This window comes from Methylobacterium sp. WL120 (assembly GCF_008039465.1).
GTDB classification, from domain to species: domain Bacteria; phylum Pseudomonadota; class Alphaproteobacteria; order Rhizobiales; family Beijerinckiaceae; genus Methylobacterium; species Methylobacterium cerastii.
The window spans coordinates 12,461-30,387 of record NZ_VRUT01000047.1 but is presented as its reverse complement, the minus strand read 5'-3'; the positions used below and the strand labels follow the sequence as shown (position 1 = coordinate 30,387).

17 protein-coding genes and 2 pseudogenes are annotated in these 17,927 nt (G+C 71.8%); 9 read left to right on the top strand and 10 right to left on the bottom strand.

Translation table 11 applies throughout. The annotated features are described in order from the left end of the window. The 4 genes and pseudogenes from FV229_RS11225 to FV229_RS11210 all read right to left on the bottom strand — a co-directional run. A pseudogene (locus FV229_RS11225) lies at nt 1-660 on the bottom strand (glycosyltransferase); the annotation flags it as partial. Next, nucleotides 657-1,742: a glycosyltransferase gene (locus FV229_RS11220; RefSeq protein WP_147752051.1), complete on the bottom strand. Its 1,086-nt coding sequence runs from the start codon at nt 1,740-1,742 to the stop codon at nt 657-659. The gene FV229_RS11220 and the pseudogene FV229_RS11225, both read right to left, overlap by 4 nt. 2 nt (nt 1,743-1,744) lie before the next feature. Next, a complete protein-coding gene (locus FV229_RS11215; RefSeq protein WP_147752050.1) occupies nt 1,745-2,848 on the bottom strand; it encodes a glycosyltransferase family 4 protein in 1,104 nt (367 codons plus the stop codon). Between the two features lie 232 nt (nt 2,849-3,080). Next, nucleotides 3,081-4,427 carry a sorbosone dehydrogenase family protein gene (locus FV229_RS11210; protein WP_147752049.1) on the bottom strand — a complete coding sequence of 449 codons (1,347 nt, stop codon included), beginning with the start codon at nt 4,425-4,427 and terminating at the stop codon, nt 3,081-3,083. A 202-nt stretch (nt 4,428-4,629) separates the two neighbouring features. Between FV229_RS11210 and FV229_RS11205 the strand changes: the two genes are divergently transcribed. From FV229_RS11205 to FV229_RS11195, 3 genes are all read left to right on the top strand, one after another. After that, on the top strand, nt 4,630-5,604 hold the full coding sequence (locus FV229_RS11205; RefSeq protein ID WP_147752048.1) for a threo-3-hydroxy-L-aspartate ammonia-lyase: 975 nt from the start codon (nt 4,630-4,632) through the stop codon (nt 5,602-5,604). Nucleotides 5,605-5,609: 5 nt separating this feature from the next. Next, nucleotides 5,610-6,347: a trypsin-like peptidase domain-containing protein gene (locus FV229_RS11200; RefSeq protein WP_147752047.1), complete on the top strand. Its 738-nt coding sequence runs from the start codon at nt 5,610-5,612 to the stop codon at nt 6,345-6,347. Between the two features lie 148 nt (nt 6,348-6,495). Continuing rightward, a complete protein-coding gene (locus FV229_RS11195) occupies nt 6,496-7,179 on the top strand; it encodes a cell wall hydrolase (protein ID WP_246688146.1) in 684 nt (227 codons plus the stop codon). A gap of 109 nt (nt 7,180-7,288) precedes the next feature. Here the strand turns inward: FV229_RS11195 and FV229_RS11190 are convergent, their stop codons facing one another. Beyond that, nucleotides 7,289-7,498, bottom strand: coding sequence for a hypothetical protein (locus tag FV229_RS11190; RefSeq protein WP_147752045.1), 210 nt, complete (start codon nt 7,496-7,498; stop codon nt 7,289-7,291). Nucleotides 7,499-7,646: 148 nt separating this feature from the next. Further along, nucleotides 7,647-8,177 (bottom strand): PRC-barrel domain-containing protein, encoded by a 531-nt coding sequence (locus FV229_RS11185; RefSeq protein ID WP_187273667.1) that lies wholly within the window; start codon nt 8,175-8,177, stop codon nt 7,647-7,649. 243 nt (nt 8,178-8,420) lie between these two features. Between FV229_RS11185 and lipA the strand changes: the two are divergent. Both lipA and FV229_RS11175 read left to right on the top strand, forming a co-directional pair. Then, nucleotides 8,421-9,380, top strand: a pseudogene (gene lipA, locus FV229_RS11180) (lipoyl synthase); the annotation flags it as partial. A gap of 136 nt (nt 9,381-9,516) precedes the next feature. Beyond that, nucleotides 9,517-9,975, top strand: a complete 459-nt coding sequence (locus FV229_RS11175; RefSeq protein WP_147752042.1) for a type II toxin-antitoxin system RatA family toxin — start codon at nt 9,517-9,519, stop codon at nt 9,973-9,975. An 82-nt stretch (nt 9,976-10,057) separates the two neighbouring features. On the opposite strand, the gene FV229_RS11170 is transcribed toward FV229_RS11175, so the two are convergent. The 4 genes from FV229_RS11170 to FV229_RS11155 are packed head-to-tail and all read right to left on the bottom strand — an operon-like array spanning nt 10,058 to nt 12,471. Further along, entirely contained in the window at nt 10,058-10,543 is a 486-nt protein-coding gene (locus FV229_RS11170) for a nicotinamide-nucleotide amidohydrolase family protein (RefSeq protein ID WP_147752041.1), read from the bottom strand. 3 nt (nt 10,544-10,546) lie between these two features. Continuing rightward, a complete protein-coding gene (locus tag FV229_RS11165) occupies nt 10,547-10,846 on the bottom strand; it encodes a type II toxin-antitoxin system RelE/ParE family toxin (protein ID WP_246688145.1) in 300 nt (99 codons plus the stop codon). After that, the gene (locus FV229_RS11160) at nt 10,843-11,100 is read right to left on the bottom strand and encodes a hypothetical protein (protein WP_147752039.1); all 258 of its coding nucleotides are present in this window, start codon (nt 11,098-11,100) and stop codon (nt 10,843-10,845) included. Before FV229_RS11160 ends, FV229_RS11165 begins: the two co-directional genes overlap by 4 nt. A gap of 60 nt (nt 11,101-11,160) precedes the next feature. Further along, nucleotides 11,161-12,471, bottom strand: a complete 1,311-nt coding sequence (locus tag FV229_RS11155; protein ID WP_147752038.1) for a bifunctional 2-C-methyl-D-erythritol 4-phosphate cytidylyltransferase/2-C-methyl-D-erythritol 2,4-cyclodiphosphate synthase — start codon at nt 12,469-12,471, stop codon at nt 11,161-11,163. Between the two features lie 175 nt (nt 12,472-12,646). On the opposite strand from FV229_RS11155, the gene dusB reads away from it, so the two are divergent. The 4 genes from dusB to FV229_RS11135 all read left to right on the top strand — a co-directional run bounded on the left by dusB (nt 12,647) and on the right by FV229_RS11135 (nt 17,879). Further along, on the top strand, nt 12,647-13,651 hold the full coding sequence (gene dusB, locus FV229_RS11150) for a tRNA dihydrouridine synthase DusB (RefSeq protein ID WP_147752037.1): 1,005 nt from the start codon (nt 12,647-12,649) through the stop codon (nt 13,649-13,651). A gap of 80 nt (nt 13,652-13,731) precedes the next feature. Then, complete coding sequence (locus FV229_RS11145; RefSeq protein WP_147752054.1) at nt 13,732-14,835, top strand: ATP-binding protein; 1,104 nt, start codon at nt 13,732-13,734, stop codon at nt 14,833-14,835. A gap of 5 nt (nt 14,836-14,840) precedes the next feature. Beyond that, a complete protein-coding gene (ntrC, locus tag FV229_RS11140; RefSeq protein WP_147752036.1) occupies nt 14,841-16,304 on the top strand; it encodes a nitrogen regulation protein NR(I) in 1,464 nt (487 codons plus the stop codon). A gap of 279 nt (nt 16,305-16,583) precedes the next feature. After that, nucleotides 16,584-17,879 (top strand): alpha-hydroxy acid oxidase, encoded by a 1,296-nt coding sequence (locus tag FV229_RS11135; RefSeq protein ID WP_147752035.1) that lies wholly within the window; start codon nt 16,584-16,586, stop codon nt 17,877-17,879. The last annotated feature ends 48 nt before the right edge of the window (nt 17,880-17,927 follow it).

Genomic DNA, 17,927 nt, shown 5'->3' with positions numbered 1-17,927 from the left:
CCGGGCGCCACCGAGGCGGGCCCCCGCCCCCGCCGCGGCGGCGAGCGCCGCCACGGTTCCGCCCGCGCCGCCGCGGCCGAACACCACGACGATCGGGCCGTCGGGCTCCGGCCCGGGGCCGGGGCGGGCGGTCGCGCCGAGAAAGCCCGCGTAATGCGTCTTGTCGCGGACCCAGGCAGGGAGGGCCGCGCCGTCGAGCCCTCGCGGGAACGGAGCGATCAGGCACTCGGCGCTGCGAAAGGCCTCGAGATGGGGCCGGTCGTCGCGGGTGCCGGCAAGCCGGACCATCAGCACCGGTACCGACAGCAGCCGCGCGAACAGCGCGACCTCGACCGAGACGTCCACCACCAGCAGAACCGGGTCGGCTTCCGCGATCCAGGCCGCGATCGCCGCCATCCGGTCGCGCAGGCCCGGCAGACCGAGGGGCGCGTAGTGGAACGCTTCCGGGCGCATCTCCGCGCCGTCGCGCCCGTCGAACCCGCCCTCCGGCAGGCGGTCGTCGGGCAGGTCGAGCGTTGCCCCGGGCGCGCCGCCGCGATCGAATGCGGCCAGGGTGCCGATCAGCGTGCACGGCCGCTTCATCTCGCGGGCGATCAGGCAGGCCCGTTGCCAGTGGCCGGCGCCCTGATGGTGGACGTAGTAGCCGACTGGTCGCGTCACGCCGCCGCGCCCGGGCGCAGGATCGCGTCGAAGCCCGCAAGCGCGTCGTCGAGATCCATCTCCGGGGCAGGCCCGTCGGCGGCCTCGCAAAGCGGGCTCGCCCGCTCGACGAAGGCGATGTCGTTGACGCAGGCGTCGGGATCGATGGCCGCGAGGTCCGCCACGGTCAGGCCGAACGCTGCAAGGGCCGCGTGGCGCGCCGTGCCCTCCAGGCCGAGCCAGGTGCGCCGGAGGGCGGCACGGCGGGCGATCACCGTTTCCCAATGGCGCGGCGCGGGGAGGCGGTAGGGCAGGCCGGCGCGGGCGGTCGCGGCGCGGCGCATCATCTCGGTGGCCATGCCGCCCTGGGCCCGGCCGGCGGCGCGGTCGGAGACCATCACCGACACGTCGGGGCAGTGGCGCAGGCGGCCGCCGGCCTCGCGGACGCGGGCGACGAGGGCGTTGTCCTCGCCGCGCGGCAGGGCCGGCAGGCCGCCGACGCTCCGGTAGAGCGCGGCGCGAAGCGCCAAGCTGGCACCGGTGTGGTCGCCGTGCCGGGGGGCCGGATCGTGCAGCGGCGGATCGAGCGCGTCCTCGATCCGGCGAACGGAGGCCCAGTAGCGCTCGATCCGGGCGTGCAGGTCGGCGAGCGCCGGGTCGACCGCGTCCTCCGGGTCGATCACGAGGCGGCCGCCGACGATCTCGGCCCCTTCGAGCGCCCGAAGGTTGGCCGCGAGCCAGCCGCGCGGCACCCGCGCGTCGGCATCGGTGGTGAGCAGGATCCCGTCGGGGCATCCGTCGGCTTCGAGCCAGGCGGCGCCGGCATCCAGCGCCATCCGCCGGGCGGTCCCGACATGGGCCTCGGCCCCCGACAGCTGCGCCTCGACGACCCGGATCGCGAGCGTGGGTGCGATGTCGGCGGCCTGCATCGCGCGCACGGCGGCGACGGTGCCGTCGGTGCAGTTGTTGGCCACGATCAGGACGCGAAGGCGCACGTCGGCCGCGATGCCGTCCTGGGCGGCGAGCGAGCGCAGGAGGCGCGGCAGGCACACCTCCTCGTCGCGGGCGGGCACGCAGACGACCGCCTGTTCGGACGGGCGCATGGTCAGGCCTGGGCCCCGGCGACGCGGCGCAGGCGCGGCGGCGGAAGGCGCGAAAGGTCGTGGGCGGCGAGCGCCGCCTCGTACAGCGCCTCGTAGCCGGCGGTCATCGCGTCGGCGTCGAATAGGTCCTCGGCCCGCTGGCGGCAGGCCCGGCGGTCGAGGGCGACGGCGCGGACGATGGCGTCGGACAGGCTCGCGACGTCGTCGGGCTCGGCGAGCGCGCCGCACGACGCGTCGAGGATGTCGGGCAGCGCGCCGCGGCGGAAGCCGGCGACCGGGGTGCCGCAGGCCAGCGCCTCGGCGACCACGAGGCCGAACGGCTCCTCCCAGCGCGGGGTCACCAAAGCCGCCCGCGCCCCGCCGAGGTGGCGCGCGAGGTCGGCATGGCCGAGATGGCCGAGATCGGTGAGGTCGTCCCCGAGCCGCGGGGCGATCCAGTCGGCCCAGTAGGCGGGGTTCGGGCGCGGGCCGGCGAAATGCAGCGGCAGGCCGGCGGCGCGTGCGGCATCGATCGCCAGGTGGAGGCCCTTCTCGGGCACGATCCGGCCGGACCAGAACACGTGCGGCACCGGGTCCGGCACCGGGCGGTAGACGAAGACAGAAAGCTCGACGCCGTTGCCGATCACCACCGGCTCGGCGACGATCTCGCGCCAGGCGTCGGCGGTGTGGTTCGAGACGGCGGCGAAGGGCATCGTAACGGGCGCGGCGCGCACGCCCGCCTCCAGGGATTCGAATGGCGGCGTGTGCAGGGCCGTCACCATCGGGATCGCGAGGTCGCGGCTTCGGCGCAGCGGCCAATCATGAAGACTGTTGTTGTGCACGATGTCGAAGTCGCCGTTGCGCACCGCGTCCATGATCCGCGCATAGGCCGCGTTCTCGGCGCGGTCGATCGAAGCATGCCGCAATGGATCGCCGAGGCCGTCGCCGGTGGGCTGGCAGACGTAGACCGGCGCAAGTGCCGGATCAGAGCCTTCCGACGCGAACAGCGTCACGTCGTGGCCGCGTCGCTTCAGGGCGCCGGCGAGGAGATGCGTGTGCATCTCCAGACCGCCCGGATACGGCTGCGCGATGGGGAACTTCAGGTGGGCGATGAGGGCGATCTTCACGGAAGCTCGTTTTTCCAGCGACGGAGGCCGTGATCGCACATCGCATACCCTGTCTGTGTGCAGGATGAACGGATGCGGCATAAGTTATTCACCGACCCAATCCCGGAAGCCAGCCACCAATGCAACGGTTCCCAGCGCCGCCGAAGGCGCTGGGGACAGCCTCAGTCAGGGCCGCGGCAGCATCATCTCCACGCTCGACTTCAGCCGTACGCGGACATTTGACCGCGAGCCCTCACTGTGAGGCTGCCGCCCCCGTCACGCGCCAGACCGCGTTGCCGACGTCGTCCGAGACGAGCAGCGCCCCGGTCTTGTCGAAGGCCACGTCCACCGGGCGCCCCTGCGCCTTCTCGTCGGCGTCAAGGAAGCCGGCGAGCACGTCGATTGGCTTGCCCGCGGGGCGGCCGTCGGCGAACGGAACGTAGATCACCTTGTAGCCGCTCTTCGGCCGCCGGTTCCACGAACCGTGCTGGGCGACGAACAGGCCGCTCGTCCACGCCGGCGGCAGGTTCGCGCCCTGCGAGAAAACGATGCCGAGGGAGGCGGTGTGGGGGCCCAGCGCGTAGTCCGGCACGATCGCCTTGGCGACGAGATCCGGCCGCTGGGGGCTGACGCGGTCGTCGACGTGCTGGCCGTAATAGCTGTAGGGCCAGCCGTAGAATCCCCCCTCCTTCACCGAGGTGACGTAGTCCGGCACGAGGTCGCTGCCGATCTCGTCGCGCTCGTTCACGGCGGCCCAGAGCGTGCCGGTCTTGGGCTCAAAGCCGAGGCCGTTCGGGTTGCGCAGGCCGGTGGCGAATTCGCGGAAGGCCTTGGTTGCGAGAGTGTATTCCCAGATCGCGGCGCGGCCCTTCTCAGCCTCGAGCCCGTTCTCGGCGACGTTGCTGTTCGAGCCGACGGTGACGAACAGGCGGGTGCCGTCGGGGCTCGCGACGACGTTCTTGGTCCAGTGGTGGTTGATCCCGGCCGGCAGGTCGACGACCTTCTCCGGAGTCGCGGCGTTCTCGGTCTTGCCCGCCTCGTAGGGCACCCGCACCAGGGCGTCGGCGTTGGCGACGTAGAGATCGTTGCCGACGAGCGCCATGCCGAACGGCGAGGTCAGGTTCTTGAGGTAGACCGTCTTCACCTCGGCGACGCCGTCCCCGTCGGCGTCGCGCAGCAGCGTGATCCGGTCCGGGCTCTTCACCCCCGCGCCCGCCCGATCCATGATCTTCCCGGCGATCCAGGCCTTCACGCCGGGGAATTTCCCGTCGGAGGGCGGCGTGTTGCTCTCGGCAACCAGCACGTCGCCGTTCGGCAGCGTGTAGAGCCAGCGCGGGTGGTCGAGCCCCTCGGCGAAGGCGGCGACCGACAGGCCGGAGGCAGGCACGGGCTTCGCACCCTTCGCCCAACCCGCGGCCGGCGCGATGTTGACGGTGGGCAGCGGCGTGGCGTTCGGAGCGGGCAGGGTCGGGCTCGCCCCCTGGCCGTCGGCGAGCTGGAGCGACGCGCTCTCGGGATAGACCGCGAACCGCACGAAGGCCGCACCGCCGAGGAGAAGGACCGCAAGCGCCCCGAGCCCGATCTTCGTACCTGTCCGCATGGTCCCGTGAATCCCTGTTTCGCAAGCCACCAAGCCCAACCAACCGGCCTGACCGGGAGATAAGAGCCGAGCGGCCGATTGGCTCCGGTTGCGCCGAGGGTGCCGGAGCCGCCCGGCAGCGCGTATAGGATGCGGCCGAGGCTCCCTCGCCGAAGGGTCGCGCCCGGGGCGCGAGCGGTGCGGGCGCCCCAGCGAGCCGCCGATGACCGATGCGACCCAGCGCCTGCCGACCTTCGCCGACGTGGCGCGCGCCGCCGAGCGCATCGCCGGCGTGGCGCACCGCACCCCGGTGCTGACCTCGCGCACCGCCGACGAACGCACCGGGGCGAGCCTGTTCTTCAAGGCGGAGAACCTGCAGCGGGCCGGCGCCTTCAAGTTCCGCGGCGCCTACAACGCGATCGCGGCGCTCGACGACGACGCGCGGGCGCGCGGCGTCATCGCCTATTCCTCGGGCAACCACGCCCAGGCGATCGCCCTGGCGAGCCGCATCCTGAACGTGCCGGCCACCATCGTGATGCCGGAGGACGCGCCGGCGATGAAGGTCGCGGCGACCCAGGGCTACGACGCCGAGGTGGTGCGCTACGACCGCTACACCCAGGATCGCGTCGCCCTCGGGCGGACGTTGGCGGAGGCGCGTGGCCTAACCCTGATCCCGCCCTACGACCATCCGGACGTGATCGCCGGCCAGGGGACGCTGGCCCTCGAGTTGATCGAAGAGACCGGGCCGCTCGACATGCTCGTCGTCTGCCTCGGCGGCGGCGGCATGCTGTCGGGCTGCGCGCTGGTCGCCGCCGAGCTGGCGCCGGGCTGCACGGTGATCGGCGTCGAGCCGGAGGCCGGCGACGACGGGCAGCAATCGTTCCGCGCGGGGCGGATCGTGACGATCCCGGTGCCGCGCACCATCGCCGACGGCGCGCAGACCACCTTCCTCGGATCGATGACCTTCCCGATCATTCAGGAGCGCGTCGCCGACATCGTCACGGTGACGGACGACGAGCTCGTCGCCACGATGCGCTTCTTCGCCGAGCGCATGAAGCTCGTCGTCGAGCCGACCGGCTGCCTCGCGGCCGCGGCGGTGATGCACGGCCGCCGCGACGTGCGGGGCAAGCGCGTCGGCGTGGTGATCAGCGGCGGCAACATCGATCTCGCGTCGTTCGCCCGCCACGTGGCGGGTTGAGGCCGGTGCGCGCCCTCGTCCTTTTCTGCGCGGGCCTGTGGGCCGGCGCCGCGCGCGCTGAGGACATGGCCTTCGATGCGGAGGCCTGGCCCTACAGCGCGATCGGCAAGCTCAACGTGGTGCTCGGCACCAACCGCCTGCAATCCTGCACCGCGACCCTGATCGGGCCGCGCCTCGCGCTCACCGCCGCCCACTGCCTGTGGGACGAACCGCGCAAGCGCTGGGTCAACCCCGGCGTGATCCACTTCGTGGCCGGCTATCGCCAGGGTGCCTACCGCGCCCACAGCCTGGCCGCCGCCTACCGCAAGGCGGACGACTACGCCTACGGCACCGCGCAACCGAACATGCAGGCCGACTGGGCCCTCGTGGAGCTCGTCGAGCCGATCCCCGGTACGCCGCTGACGCTGGAGGATGCAGCCCCCGACGCCGACCCGGCCGCGATCCGCCGCGGGATCCGCCGGGCGGGCTACAGCCGGCTGAAGCCGCAACTCATGACCGCGCAGGGGCATTGCAGCGCGTGGCGAAACCCTGGGCCGGCGTCCCTGCTGCTGCACGATTGCCGCGCGGTGCCCGGCGAATCCGGCTCGGCGCTGCTGCAGGTCGAAGGCGGACGCCCCGTGGTGGTCGGCGTGCTCGTGGCGGGCAACCCGGAGGAGGGGCGCACCCCGTCCGTCGCCGTGCCCACCGCCGCGTTCCGCGAGACCGCCATGGCGATGCTGAAGGCGCAAGCCCAGCTGCGCTGATGCAACCGTCGGTTCACCACAACGCCAAACAATTCGGGCGCCACAAAATCCGCGCCTTTCGGACAGAGCTTGGCCGGAACGCGTCGCATCGGCGGGGCGACGGGCTGGGAGGCGGGACGGCATGCAGGGTGTTCGGGCGAGATGGACGGTGCCGGCCCTGTCGGTCCTGCTGCTCGGACCGAGCCTCGGCGCCTGCAACACCAGCGCGAACACCGCCCTCGTCACCGGCGCGACGCACGGCAAGCCGATGGTGGTGTCGGACGCGGAGCGCGACTGCCTCGGCCGCGCGATGTACTTCGAATCGAACCGCAGCGACCCCGAGGGCCTTCTCGCGGTCGGGACGGTGGTGATGAACCGCCTGGAGAACGCCGCCTTCCCGAACGGCGGCATCTGCTCGGTGGTCGGCCAGCCACGGCAATTCGCGGCCGGCGTGCTGACGAAGCCGATGGCGGAGAAGGATCTGTCGAAGGTCGCCGACGCGGCGGACGCGATCCTGGCCGGCGAACGCCATCCCAAGGTCGGCCGGGCGATGTACTTCCACACCGCAGGCCGGAAATACCCCTACGACAACATGCACTACGTGGCGGTGGCGGGCGGCAACGCCTTCTACGAGAAGCGCAAGGCCGGCAGCCTGAGCCAGACGCCGCCGCCGGTACCGACGGCGATGGCCTTTGCCGAGACAATCCCGGCCGAGGCGATCCACGCCGCCCAGACCCTCGCCGTGTCGGCGCCCGCGCAACCTGAAGTCGCTGCCGCCCAGACGGTGCTGGCCGAACCCGCCCGCGACATCTGCCAGGTGGCGGGCCTCGGCGCTGCCCCGGGCGGCGGCTAGAGCATTTTTCAGCGAGGTGGATGCCGGCTCGCGTGAGGAAAATGCGACCACACAACAAGATAGAGCATGTCCGGTGATCCAGAGATCACCGAACATGCTCTAAGACACCTCAGCCCTCTCGCGTCTCCGGGCTTCGCGTCCGGCGCGCGGCCTGCGCCATCGCGATCAGCTCGCGGGCCGTGAGGCTGTGGGCGGAGGGCGCGGCGCGGTCGGCGATGCCGGCCGGCGGCGTGCGGGCGCAGCCGCTGGTGCCGATCCGCAGGTCGCGCGAGCGCCGCGTCGCGCGCAACCGGATCGCCTTCCGCAAGGCCTCGACCATCACCGTTCCCACCGAAAATCCCGTGGACGGCGTCATAGCCAAGCTTGACCGTAAGCGACATTCTTGAAGGCGGATTTCGGCGCCCGAGCAGGGCCGGGATTGGCCGGCTCATAAGCTCCGGAACCGACCGCAACCACCTGACGAGGGGTCAGTTTTGGGGCTTGTACTTGCTGTACTTGAAATCCGGCGCGGCCCCGAGCTGTTCCTTGCTCATGTCCAGCGTGGCGGCGTAGCGGTCGCCGCCCGGCGACAGGATCAGGGCGGCCGGCTGCACCGCGACGTAGCGCGTGCCGACGCCGAGGAAGCCGCCGATGTCGAGCACCACCGCCGTCAAAGTGCGCCCGTCCTCCATCACCAGGTCGACGACGGTGCCGAGCGCGTTGCCGGCGTTGTCCGAGACCTTGATGCCGATCACGTCGGTGGTGAGGAAGCCGGCGGGCACGAGCTTGTTGCGGCCCTCGGCATCCGCCTTCGATCCGGCGCGCTTGATCCCGACGTCGGAGGGGCCGCCGCCCGCGCTGGTGCCCGGCCCGGTGCCCGGCACCACCAGCCCGTCGCTCTGCGCCGGCTTGTCCTCCGGGCCGGGGGCGGCGAGGGCGACAGAGGCGCCGAGCGCAAAGTGTGCGCCGAGCGCGAGCGACAGGGGCGCGGCGAGCGCGAGGCGCAGGATCCGGGTCAAGCGATCGTCCTTCGATGCGGGCCGCGTACGGCTGGAAACCGAGGGAACCGGATCGGTCCCGCCGGGTTCCAGCGGCCGGTTGCGGCCGATCGCGCGGACCAGTCCGCCGTGACGAATCCGCAAGCCCTGTCTCGGGTTCGTGGGCGACCTGCGGTCGCGGCGGTTTGCGGCATGGGTCCGGACGCCTTAAGTCGAAACTCTCTCCCGATGCCCGCGCCGCGGGTGCCTCGCACGCGGTGTGGCATGGCGACCGTCCTCGATCTGCTGAAGAACGATCCGCGGCCGCCGCTCGCGCCCCGCATCCGCCACCCGGAGAAGGCGCACCGGCCGGACCAGCCGGTGCAGCTGCGCAAGCCGGACTGGATCCGCGTGAAGGCGCCGGGGTCCCCCGCCTGGGCCGAGACCCGCGCGATCGTGCGCGAGCACGGCCTCGTGACGGTCTGCGAGGAGGCCGGCTGCCCTAACATCGGCGAATGCTGGGAGAAGAGGCACGCCACCTTCATGATCATGGGCGACACCTGCACGCGGGCCTGCGCCTTCTGCAACGTGCGCACCGGCCTGCCGGGCGCCCTCGACGCCGACGAGCCGGAGAAGATCGGCGACTCGGTGGCCAAGCTCGGCCTGCACCACGTCGTCATCACCTCCGTCGACCGCGACGACCTCGCCGACGGCGGGGCCGAGCACTTCGCCCGCACCATCGCGGCGATCCGCCGGCTCAGCCCCGGCACCACGATCGAGATCCTGACGCCGGACTTCCTGCGCAAGGACGGCGCGCTGGAGACCGTGGTCGCGGCGCGGCCCGACGTGTTCAACCACAACCTCGAGACGGTGCCCGGCAACTACCTCACGGTCCGACCCGGCGCCCGCTACTTCCACTCGGTGCGCCTGCTCCAGCGGGTGAAGGAGCTCGACGCGTCGATCTTCACCAAATCCGGCATCATGGTCGGCCTCGGCGAGGAGCGGAACGAGGTCGTGCAGCTGATGGACGACCTGCGCTCGGCCGACGTCGACTTCCTCACCATCGGCCAGTACCTGCAGCCGACCAAGAAGCACCACGAGGTGATCCGCTTCGTGCCGCCCGACGAGTTCAAGGCCTTCGAGACCACCGCCTACGCCAAGGGCTTCCTGCTGGTCTCGGCGACGCCGCTGACCCGCTCGTCGCACCATGCCGGCGAGGATTTTTCGAAGCTGCGGGCCGCCCGCAACGCGCGGTTCGGCGTGCCGGCGGAGTCGGCTGCGGCGATCGAGCGGGCCTCGTTGGAGGGAACCGCGCAGCGGGGCGGCGCGCTGATGCCCGCGGGAGCCCTCGCCTCCGCCCCCTTCACAACCTGAGCCGTCGATGCCGTCCTTCCGGATCACCCGCTGGGTGCGTCACTCGCCCCAGCAGATGTACGACCTCGTCGCCGACGTGGAGCACTACCCCGAGTTCCTGCCGCTGTGCGAATCGCTGCGCGTGCTGCGGCGCCAGCCTGGAACCGGGGAGGGGACAGAGGTGCTCGTGGCCGAGATGGGCGTCGGCTACAAGGCGATCCGCGAGCGCTTCACCACCCGCGTCGGCCTCGCCCCCGCGGACCTCAAGATCACCGCCGAGTACATCGACGGCCCGTTCCGGCACCTCGAGAACCGCTGGGCGTTCAAGCCCGGCCGCGACGGCGGCTGCGACGTCGACTTCTTCATCACCTACGAATTCAAGAGCTTCGCCCTCGGCCTGCTGATGGGCACGATGTTCGACCGCGCCTTCCGCAAGTTCACCGACGCCTTCGAGAGCCGAGCAGACCGGGTCTACGGCACCGCCTGAGGGCGGTTCAGGCGGTTTGGGGCGCGTCGCTTCCGCGAGGGTTGGTCCAGCTCGTCTCGTCGCTGAACCGCGCGGCTCAGCTTCAGAGCGCCGATTCCAGTAGGTCCAGCGCGTCCAGCACAGCGCGGCGTCGGATTTCGGCGCGGCCGAGGTCGCCGTAGCGCCGCTCCAGGTGGTGTACGCCACCTCTTGTCGCCAGGCCGAAATGCACGAGGCCGACGGGCTTGGCCGCGCTTCCGCCGCCGGGCCCTGCGATCCCGGTGATCGCCACCGCCACGTCGGCCCGCGAGGTCGCGAGCGCGCCGTCCGCCATCGCGCGGGCGACGGCCTCGCTGACCGCCCCATGCGCCTCGATGAGTTCGGCGGGCACCCCGATCGCCTCGGATTTCGCCTCGTTCGAGTAGGTGACGAAGCCGCGCTCGACCACCGCCGACGAGCCGGGCACCGCGGTCAGCAGGCCGGCGACGAGGCCTCCGGTGCAGGATTCCGCCGTCGCGATTCGGGTGCCGGCCTTGGCGTAGGCCGCGACCAGAGCCGTGGCGCGGGCCAGGAGGGAGTCGTCGAACATCGCTCAGGTCTCCTCGCCGTCCGGCATCGAATCGGGATCGCGGGCGGCGTCGCGGATCGCGATGGCGACGATGGCATCGCGCGAGACGTCGTAGAAGACGACGTAGGGATACGGGTTGGCTGCGATCCGCCGCAGCCCGGGCAGGCGCGTGCCGCGTTCAGACTCGGGATAAAGCAACAACAGGTCCAACGTGGCGTGCAACCGGGCCTGGACCCGATCCGCCCCGTGCGGCGAGCGCGGGCGGACGTAGCTTAGCGTATCGTCAAGTTCCGCGAGGGCCGCAGGCGTGAAGCGAAGCTTCACAAGCCGTGCTTCGCCCAGACCGCCCGCACCACGTCGTCGGTGGCGAACTCGCCGCGGGCGGACTGGGCGCGGGCGGACTGGGCGCGGGCGGACTGGGCGCGGGAGATCGCGAACGACGCTTCGTCCTCGGCGGTCAGGGCGGCCGGCCGTCGCGCCTCCTCGGCGATCCTCAGGACCATGCGGGCGATGTCGTACTGCCGGTCAGGGGCCAAGCCCCGGGCCGCGGCGACCCCCTGTTCGAGAAGTTCCGTCATTTCCGGATCCTGCACCGGATCATCGGGATGAGGAAGTCCGGCGGTGCCGGTCCGAGGCCGTCAGCCCTGGCGCATGGCCGTCTCGGCCTGGGCGTCGACGGGGTCGGCCTCCGCGTCCTCCGGCAGCCGCACCGTGGCGGCGGCCTGGGCGGCGAGGCCTTCCGCGCGGCCGACGAAGCCGAGCTTCTCCGTCGTCGTCGCCTTGATCGACACCGCGGTGAGCGGCACGGCGCAGATCTCGGCGATGCGCGCGCGGATCGCCTCGCGGTGGGCGCCGATGCGGGGGGCTTCCGCCAGCACCGTGATGTCGAGGTGGTCGATGCGGCCCCCGCGTGCGCGGACCAGCGTGCAGGCGTGGGCGAGGAACCGGTCCGAGGAGGCACCGCGCCACTGCTCGTCGGAGGGCGGAAAATGCGTGCCGATGTCGCCGTCGGCGATGGCGCCGAGCAGGGCGTCGGTGAGCGCATGGAGGGCGACGTCGCCGTCGGAATGGGCGAGCACGCCGCGGTCGGCCGGGATCTTCACGCCGCCGAGCCAGACGTGGTCGCCCTCGGTGAAGGCGTGCACGTCGAAGCCGGTGCCGAGGCGGGTCACGTAGGTGGTCATGGCAATGTCCTTGGCGGTCTCCGCGCCCGAGCCCGTGGCGGACGGGCCGGCGAAGGCCCGGTCGGCCTCGATCAGGTCGGCGGGTTGGGTGATCTTGCGGTTGCGCAGGTTGCCGGCGAACACCACGACGGCGTGCCCGGCCCATTCGGCCAGCGCCCCGTCGTCGGTGAAGGCGTGGAGGCCTTCTTCGGCCGCGGCCCGGTGCGCAGCGCGCAGCAGGCCGAAGGCGAAGGCCTGCGGCGTCTGCACCGCGCGCAGATTCTCGCGGGCCGGGGTCTCGCGCACGCGCCCGATGCCGTCACGGTCCTCGACGAGCTTGATCGTGTCGGCGACTGCCACTCCCGGCACCGCGGCGCCGTGGTCGCGGCCGGCGGCGACCGCGCGCGCGATCAGCTCGGAATCGACGAAGGGCCGGGCCGCGTCGTGGACGAGGACCACGTCCGGGGCCCCGGCCGCGGCGAGGGCCTCGAGGCCGGCCCGGACCGAATCCTGCCGCGTCGCGCCGCCCTCGACCGGCGGCAGCAGCTTGTCGGCGACGGCGGGCGACAGCTCGGCGCGGCAGGTCTCGAAGAACGCCGCCGCGTCGGCCGCGATGACCACCTGGATGCGGTCGATGACGGGATCGCCCCCGAGGGCGTCGAGGGTGCGGGTGAGGACCGCCTGCCCGCCGACGCGGCGGTATTGCTTGGGCATCCCGCCGCCGATGCGGATGCCGCGACCGGCCGCCACGACGACGACGGCGACGCTCGATCCGGGTTCGGACATGGCTGGGGTTCCGTCGTGCCGTGGCCGCGACCGCCTGCCATGCGGCCGGTCCGGGTCCACAAAAATCTGCCTGTCGTTTAAGCGGGGGATGAAGCGAAATCAAATCGCGCGGTTCCCCGCCCGACCCCCGCCTTGGGGCTTGCATCGAACCGCTTTTGTCTATTTGTTGTGCAGAATGATGGCTGATCATTATTTGAGCGTACTGCGAGGGGAGCGCTCGGTCGACCCAGTGGTGCTGCTGGCGCCGCTGTCGGGCGTCACCGACCTGCACATGCGCCGGATCGCTCAAGGCGCCGGCGCGAGCGCGGTGGTGTCGGAGATGGTCGCGGCCGCCGAGTTCGCCCGCGGGTCGGAGGAGGCGCGGCTTCGCGCGGAGGGCTCGGGCATCGCGCCCCACGTCGTCCAGCTCGCCGGCTGCGCGCCCGAGCCGATGGCGGAGGCCGCGCGGATCGCCGAGGCGAACGGCGCGGACGTGATCGACGTCAACATGGGCTGCCCGGCCAAGGTCGTCACCGGCATCGCCTCCGGCTCGGCGCTGATGCGCGACCTCGACCACGCCGGCCGCCTGCTTGCGGCGGTCCGCGAGGCGGTGTCGATCCCGGTGACGGTGAAGATGCGTCTCGGCTGGGACCACCAGAGCCTGAACGCGGCGGACCTCGCCCGCCGGGCGCAGGCGCTGGGGCTGAACGCGGTGACCGTGCACGGCCGCACCCGCCAGCAATTCTACAAGGGCAGCGCCGATTGGGCGGCGATCCGCGCGGTCGTGTCCGCGGTGTCGATCCCCGTCATCGCCAACGGCGACGTGACGGACCTGGCCACCGCCAGGGCGTGCCTGACGGCCTCGGGTGCCGCCGGCATCATGGTCGGCCGCGCGGCCGTCGGGCGGCCGTGGCTCGTCGGCGCCATCGCCGCGGGCCTGGCCGGGCGCCCGGTGCCGTCGCTCTCGCGGACGGTGCGGGCGGCGCTGGCGGCGTCGCACTACGCCGGGCTCATTGCGCTCTACGGCCCACACATGGGGGTGCGCCACGCCCGCAAGCACCTGGCGGCCTATGCCGAGGCCGCCGGCGGCCTCGGCGCATCCGAGCGCACTCGGCTCCTGACCACCACCGACCCGGAGGTGGCGGATCGGCTCCTGCGGGCCGCCTTCGAGGCCGCCCCGGCGATCGCGGAGGCCGCATGAGCGACGGGGAAAGTAGGGGCGACGCCGTGCCGGTCGGCCATGAGGCTTCGAGCAAGGACCTTGCGGCGAGACCGCGCGGCATGCCGAGCGCGGAGGCCGTGATCAACGCCTTGCCGCTGCCGGTGCTGACCATCGGCGCGGACGATCGCATCATGCACTGCAACCACGCGGCCGAGGCGTTCTTCGACTACTCCGCCCGGCTGATGCAGCGGCGTCGGCTCCGCGACATCATCCCCTTCGCCTCGCCGATCATCGCGCTGGTGGCGGAGGTGCGCCGCCGAGGCTCCAGCGTCAGCGAGTACCGGGTCGAGCTGACCCAGCCGCGCTCGGGCGCCGAGCGCAGCGTCGACGTATTCGCGACCTCGCTCGGGGACGACGCCGAGGCGGTGGTGCTGATGCTCCAGGAGCGCACCATCGCCGACAAGATGAACCGCCAGCTGACGCATCGCGGCGCGGCGCGCTCGATGGTGGCGCTCGGCGCGATGCTCGCACACGAGATCAAGAACCCGCTCGCCGGCATCCGCGGCGCGGCCCAGCTGCTCGAGCAGTCCGGGCCCGAGGAGGACCGGGTGCTGACCAGCCTGATCTGCGAGGAGACCGACCGGATCGTGCGGATCGTCGAGCGGATGGAGCTGTTCGGCGACGAGCGGCCGGTCGAGCGCGGCCCGGTCAACGTCCACGGGGTGCTCGACCAGGTGAAGCGCTCGGCGCAATCCGGCTTCGGGCGCCACATCCGCTTCGTCGAGACCTACGACCCGTCGCTGCCGCCGGTGCTCGGCAACCGCGACCAGCTGGTCCAGGTGATCCTGAACCTCGTGAAGAACGCGGCGGAAGCGATCGGCGCCGACGCGGTCGACGGCGAGATCACCCTGTCGACCGCCTTCCGCACCGGCCTGCGCCTCCAGGTCCCGGGCTCGCGCGAGCGCGTCAGCCTGCCGATCGAGGTGGCGGTGCGCGACAACGGCCCGGGCATCTCGCCAGACCTGCTGCCGGACCTGTTCGATCCGTTCGTGACGACGAAGGCGCAAGGCTCCGGCCTCGGACTTGCATTGGTCGCCAAGATCGTCGGCGACCATGGGGGCATCGTCGAGTGCGATCCCGCCCCCCGCCGCACCGCCTTCCGAATCCTGCTGCCCATGTCGAGCGCCCGCGACGGGCGCGAAGCGGTCGCGGAGCCCGAGTAAGAGTCATGCCCAACGGCCACATCATCGTCGCGGACGACGACGCCGCGATCCGCACCGTCCTGAACCAGGCGCTGTCGCGGGCCGGCTACGAAGTCCGGTCCACCGGCAACTGCGCGACCCTGTGGCGCTGGGTGGCGCAAGGGGAGGGCGACCTCGTCATCACCGACGTGGTCATGCCCGACGAGAACGTGTTCGACCTGCTGCCGCGGATCAAGCGGGTGCGGCCGGAGCTGCCGGTCATCGTGATGAGCGCGCAGAACACCTTCATGACCGCGATCCGCGCGTCCGAGCGCGGCGCCTACGAGTACCTGCCGAAACCCTTCGACCTGAAGGAGCTGATCGCCATCGTCGGCCGGGCGCTGTCGCGGCCCCGCGGTACGGCGGCGGCCGCCTCGGCCCCCGACAACGAGGACATCCCGCTCGTCGGGCGCTCGCCGGCGATGCAGGAGATCTACCGTGCGCTCGCCCGGCTGATGCCCACCGACCTCACCGTGATGATCACCGGCGAATCCGGCACCGGAAAGGAGCTGGTGGCGCGCGCGCTCCACGATTACGGCCGCCGCCGCACCGGGCCGTTCGTGCCGGTCAACATGGCCGCGATCCCGCGCGACCTGATCGAATCCGAGCTGTTCGGCCACGAGAAGGGCGCCTTCACCGGCGCGCTGCAGCGCTCCGCCGGCCGCTTCGAGCAGGCGGAGGGCGGCACGTTGTTCCTCGACGAGATCGGCGACATGCCGATGGAGGCGCAGACCCGGCTGCTGCGCGTGCTGCAGCAGGGCGAGTACACGACGGTGGGCGGCCGTGTGCCGATCAAGACCAACGTCCGCATCATCGCCGCAACCAACAAGGACCTGCGCATCTCGATCCAGCAGGGGATCTTTCGCGAGGACCTGTTCTTCCGGCTCAACGTGGTGCCGCTGCGGCTGCCGGCGCTGCGCGAGCGCTCCGAGGACGTGCCGGACCTCGTCCGCCACTTCTTCATCCAGGTCGAGCGCGAGGGCCTGACGCGAAAGATGCTCGACGGCGAGGCGATGGAGCGGCTGAAGCGCTACCGCTGGCCCGGCAACGTGCGCGAGCTCGAGAACCTCGTCCGACGCTTGGCCGCCCTCTACCCGCAGGAGACCATCACCGGCCCGGTCATCGAGGCGGAGCTCGATACGCTGCCGCTCAGCCCCCCGGCCTCGGCCGGCAACGGCACCGCCCGCAAGGCCGGCGCCGACAACGAGACCCTGTCCGGCGCGGTGGAGCGCCACCTGTCGGATTACTTCTCTAACTACCGGGACACCCTGCCGCCGCCCGGGCTCTACCACCGCATCCTGCGCGAGATCGAAGGCCCGCTGATCGGCGCGGCGCTGGCCGCCACCCGGGGCAACCAGATCCGTGCGGCGGAGCTGCTCGGCGTCAACCGCAACACCCTGCGCAAGAAGGTGCGGGACCTCGACCTGCAGGTGTTCCGCACCGCGCGGTAGGCAGTCGGTATGGCGCGATAGGGCGTCGTCCGACCCCTCCAGTGATCGCACGTTGACCGCGAGCCCCCGGCCTCGCGCCGATGAAGCTCGCCGCCTTCGTGGGGGAGGCGCGGTCCTACGCAGCCCAAAAACCGGTCCACGGACCAACGGCGGCGGCGACCGTGACAAAACCGCATCTTGTGCGCTGCAACATACCTGCCGTGCGCAGGCGCGCCTTGCTGCCAAGCTCGCCGAAGGCCAAGCGCAAGTCTCTGTAGAACTTGGCCTTTCGAGAATCATATGTCCGACCGCCTGCATCCCCGGCCCGCCGCCGCGACCGATCCTGCCATCAGCCGCCGCAAGCTGCTGGAGTTCTTCTCTGCCAGCCCGATCCTCGCCTCGGGGGCGGTCGGCGCGCTCGCCACGCTGCTCGAATCAGGCGCCTCGGGGGCGCTCGCCCAGAGCTACGACGTGCTGCGGCAGGCGCCGGTGATGAACGGCGACCTGATCGCCGCGCCGGCCCAGGCGCTCAACGTGTTCGACTTCGAGATGGTGGCCAAGAAGGAGCTGCCGCCGGCCCATTACGGCTACCTCGCCAGCGGCGTCGACGGCGACGAAACCCTGAAGGCGAACCGCGACGGGTTCGAGCACATCCGCATCCGCGCCCGCCGGCTGATCGACGTGCGCAAGATCGACACGAGCGTGAAGATCTTCGGCGAGACCTGGGCGAGCCCGATTGCGCTGGCTCCGGTGAGCAGCCAGGGCGCGTTCCACCCGGACGCCGAGCTGGCGGTGGCGCGGGCCGCCCGGGTGAAGGGCCACCCAATGATCCTGTCGACGGTGGGGTCGTCGGCGATCGAGGACGTGATCAAGGAGCGCGGCGCCCCTGTCTGGTTCATGCTCTATCCGACCGACGACTGGGCGGTGACCGAGGCGCTGGTGAAGCGCGCGGAGAAGGCCGGCGCGCCGGCCATCGTGCTGACGGTGGACCGCCAGGGCGGGCGCAACACCGAGACCCTGTTCCGCGAGCGCCGCACCGACACCCGCACCTGCACCGACTGCCACACGCCCGGCTTCAAGAACGAGGTGAGCCGCAAGCCGATGTTCGACGGGATCGACGTCGACCGGGTGACCAACCTCTACGGGACCGGCATGACCTGGGACTACGTGCGGCGCCTGCGCGGCATCGTGAAGGGCAAGCTCGTGCTCAAGGGCATCGTCACCAAGGAGGACGCGAAGACGGCCCTCGATCACGGCGTCGACGCGCTGATCGTGTCGAACCACGGGGGCCGGGCCGAGGAGAGCCTGCAATCGACCATCGGCGTGCTGCCGGAGGTCGTGGCGGCGGTGAACGGCCGGGTGCCGGTGCTGATCGACGGCGGCTTCCGCCGCGGCACCGACGTGCTCAAGGCTCTGGCGCTGGGCGCCACCGCCGTGTGCGTCGGCCGCCCCTACGTCTGGGGCCTGGCCGCCTTCGGCCAGCCCGGCGTCGAGGCGGTCCTCAACATCCTGCAACGCGAGTTCGAGACGATCATGCGCCAGGCCGGCGCCACCAAGATCGCCGAGATCACCGCCGCCAGCGTCGACCGGGCGTAGCCCGCATCCTGTGACCGGCCCCGCGGCTTTGGCGGCGGGGCCGGCATT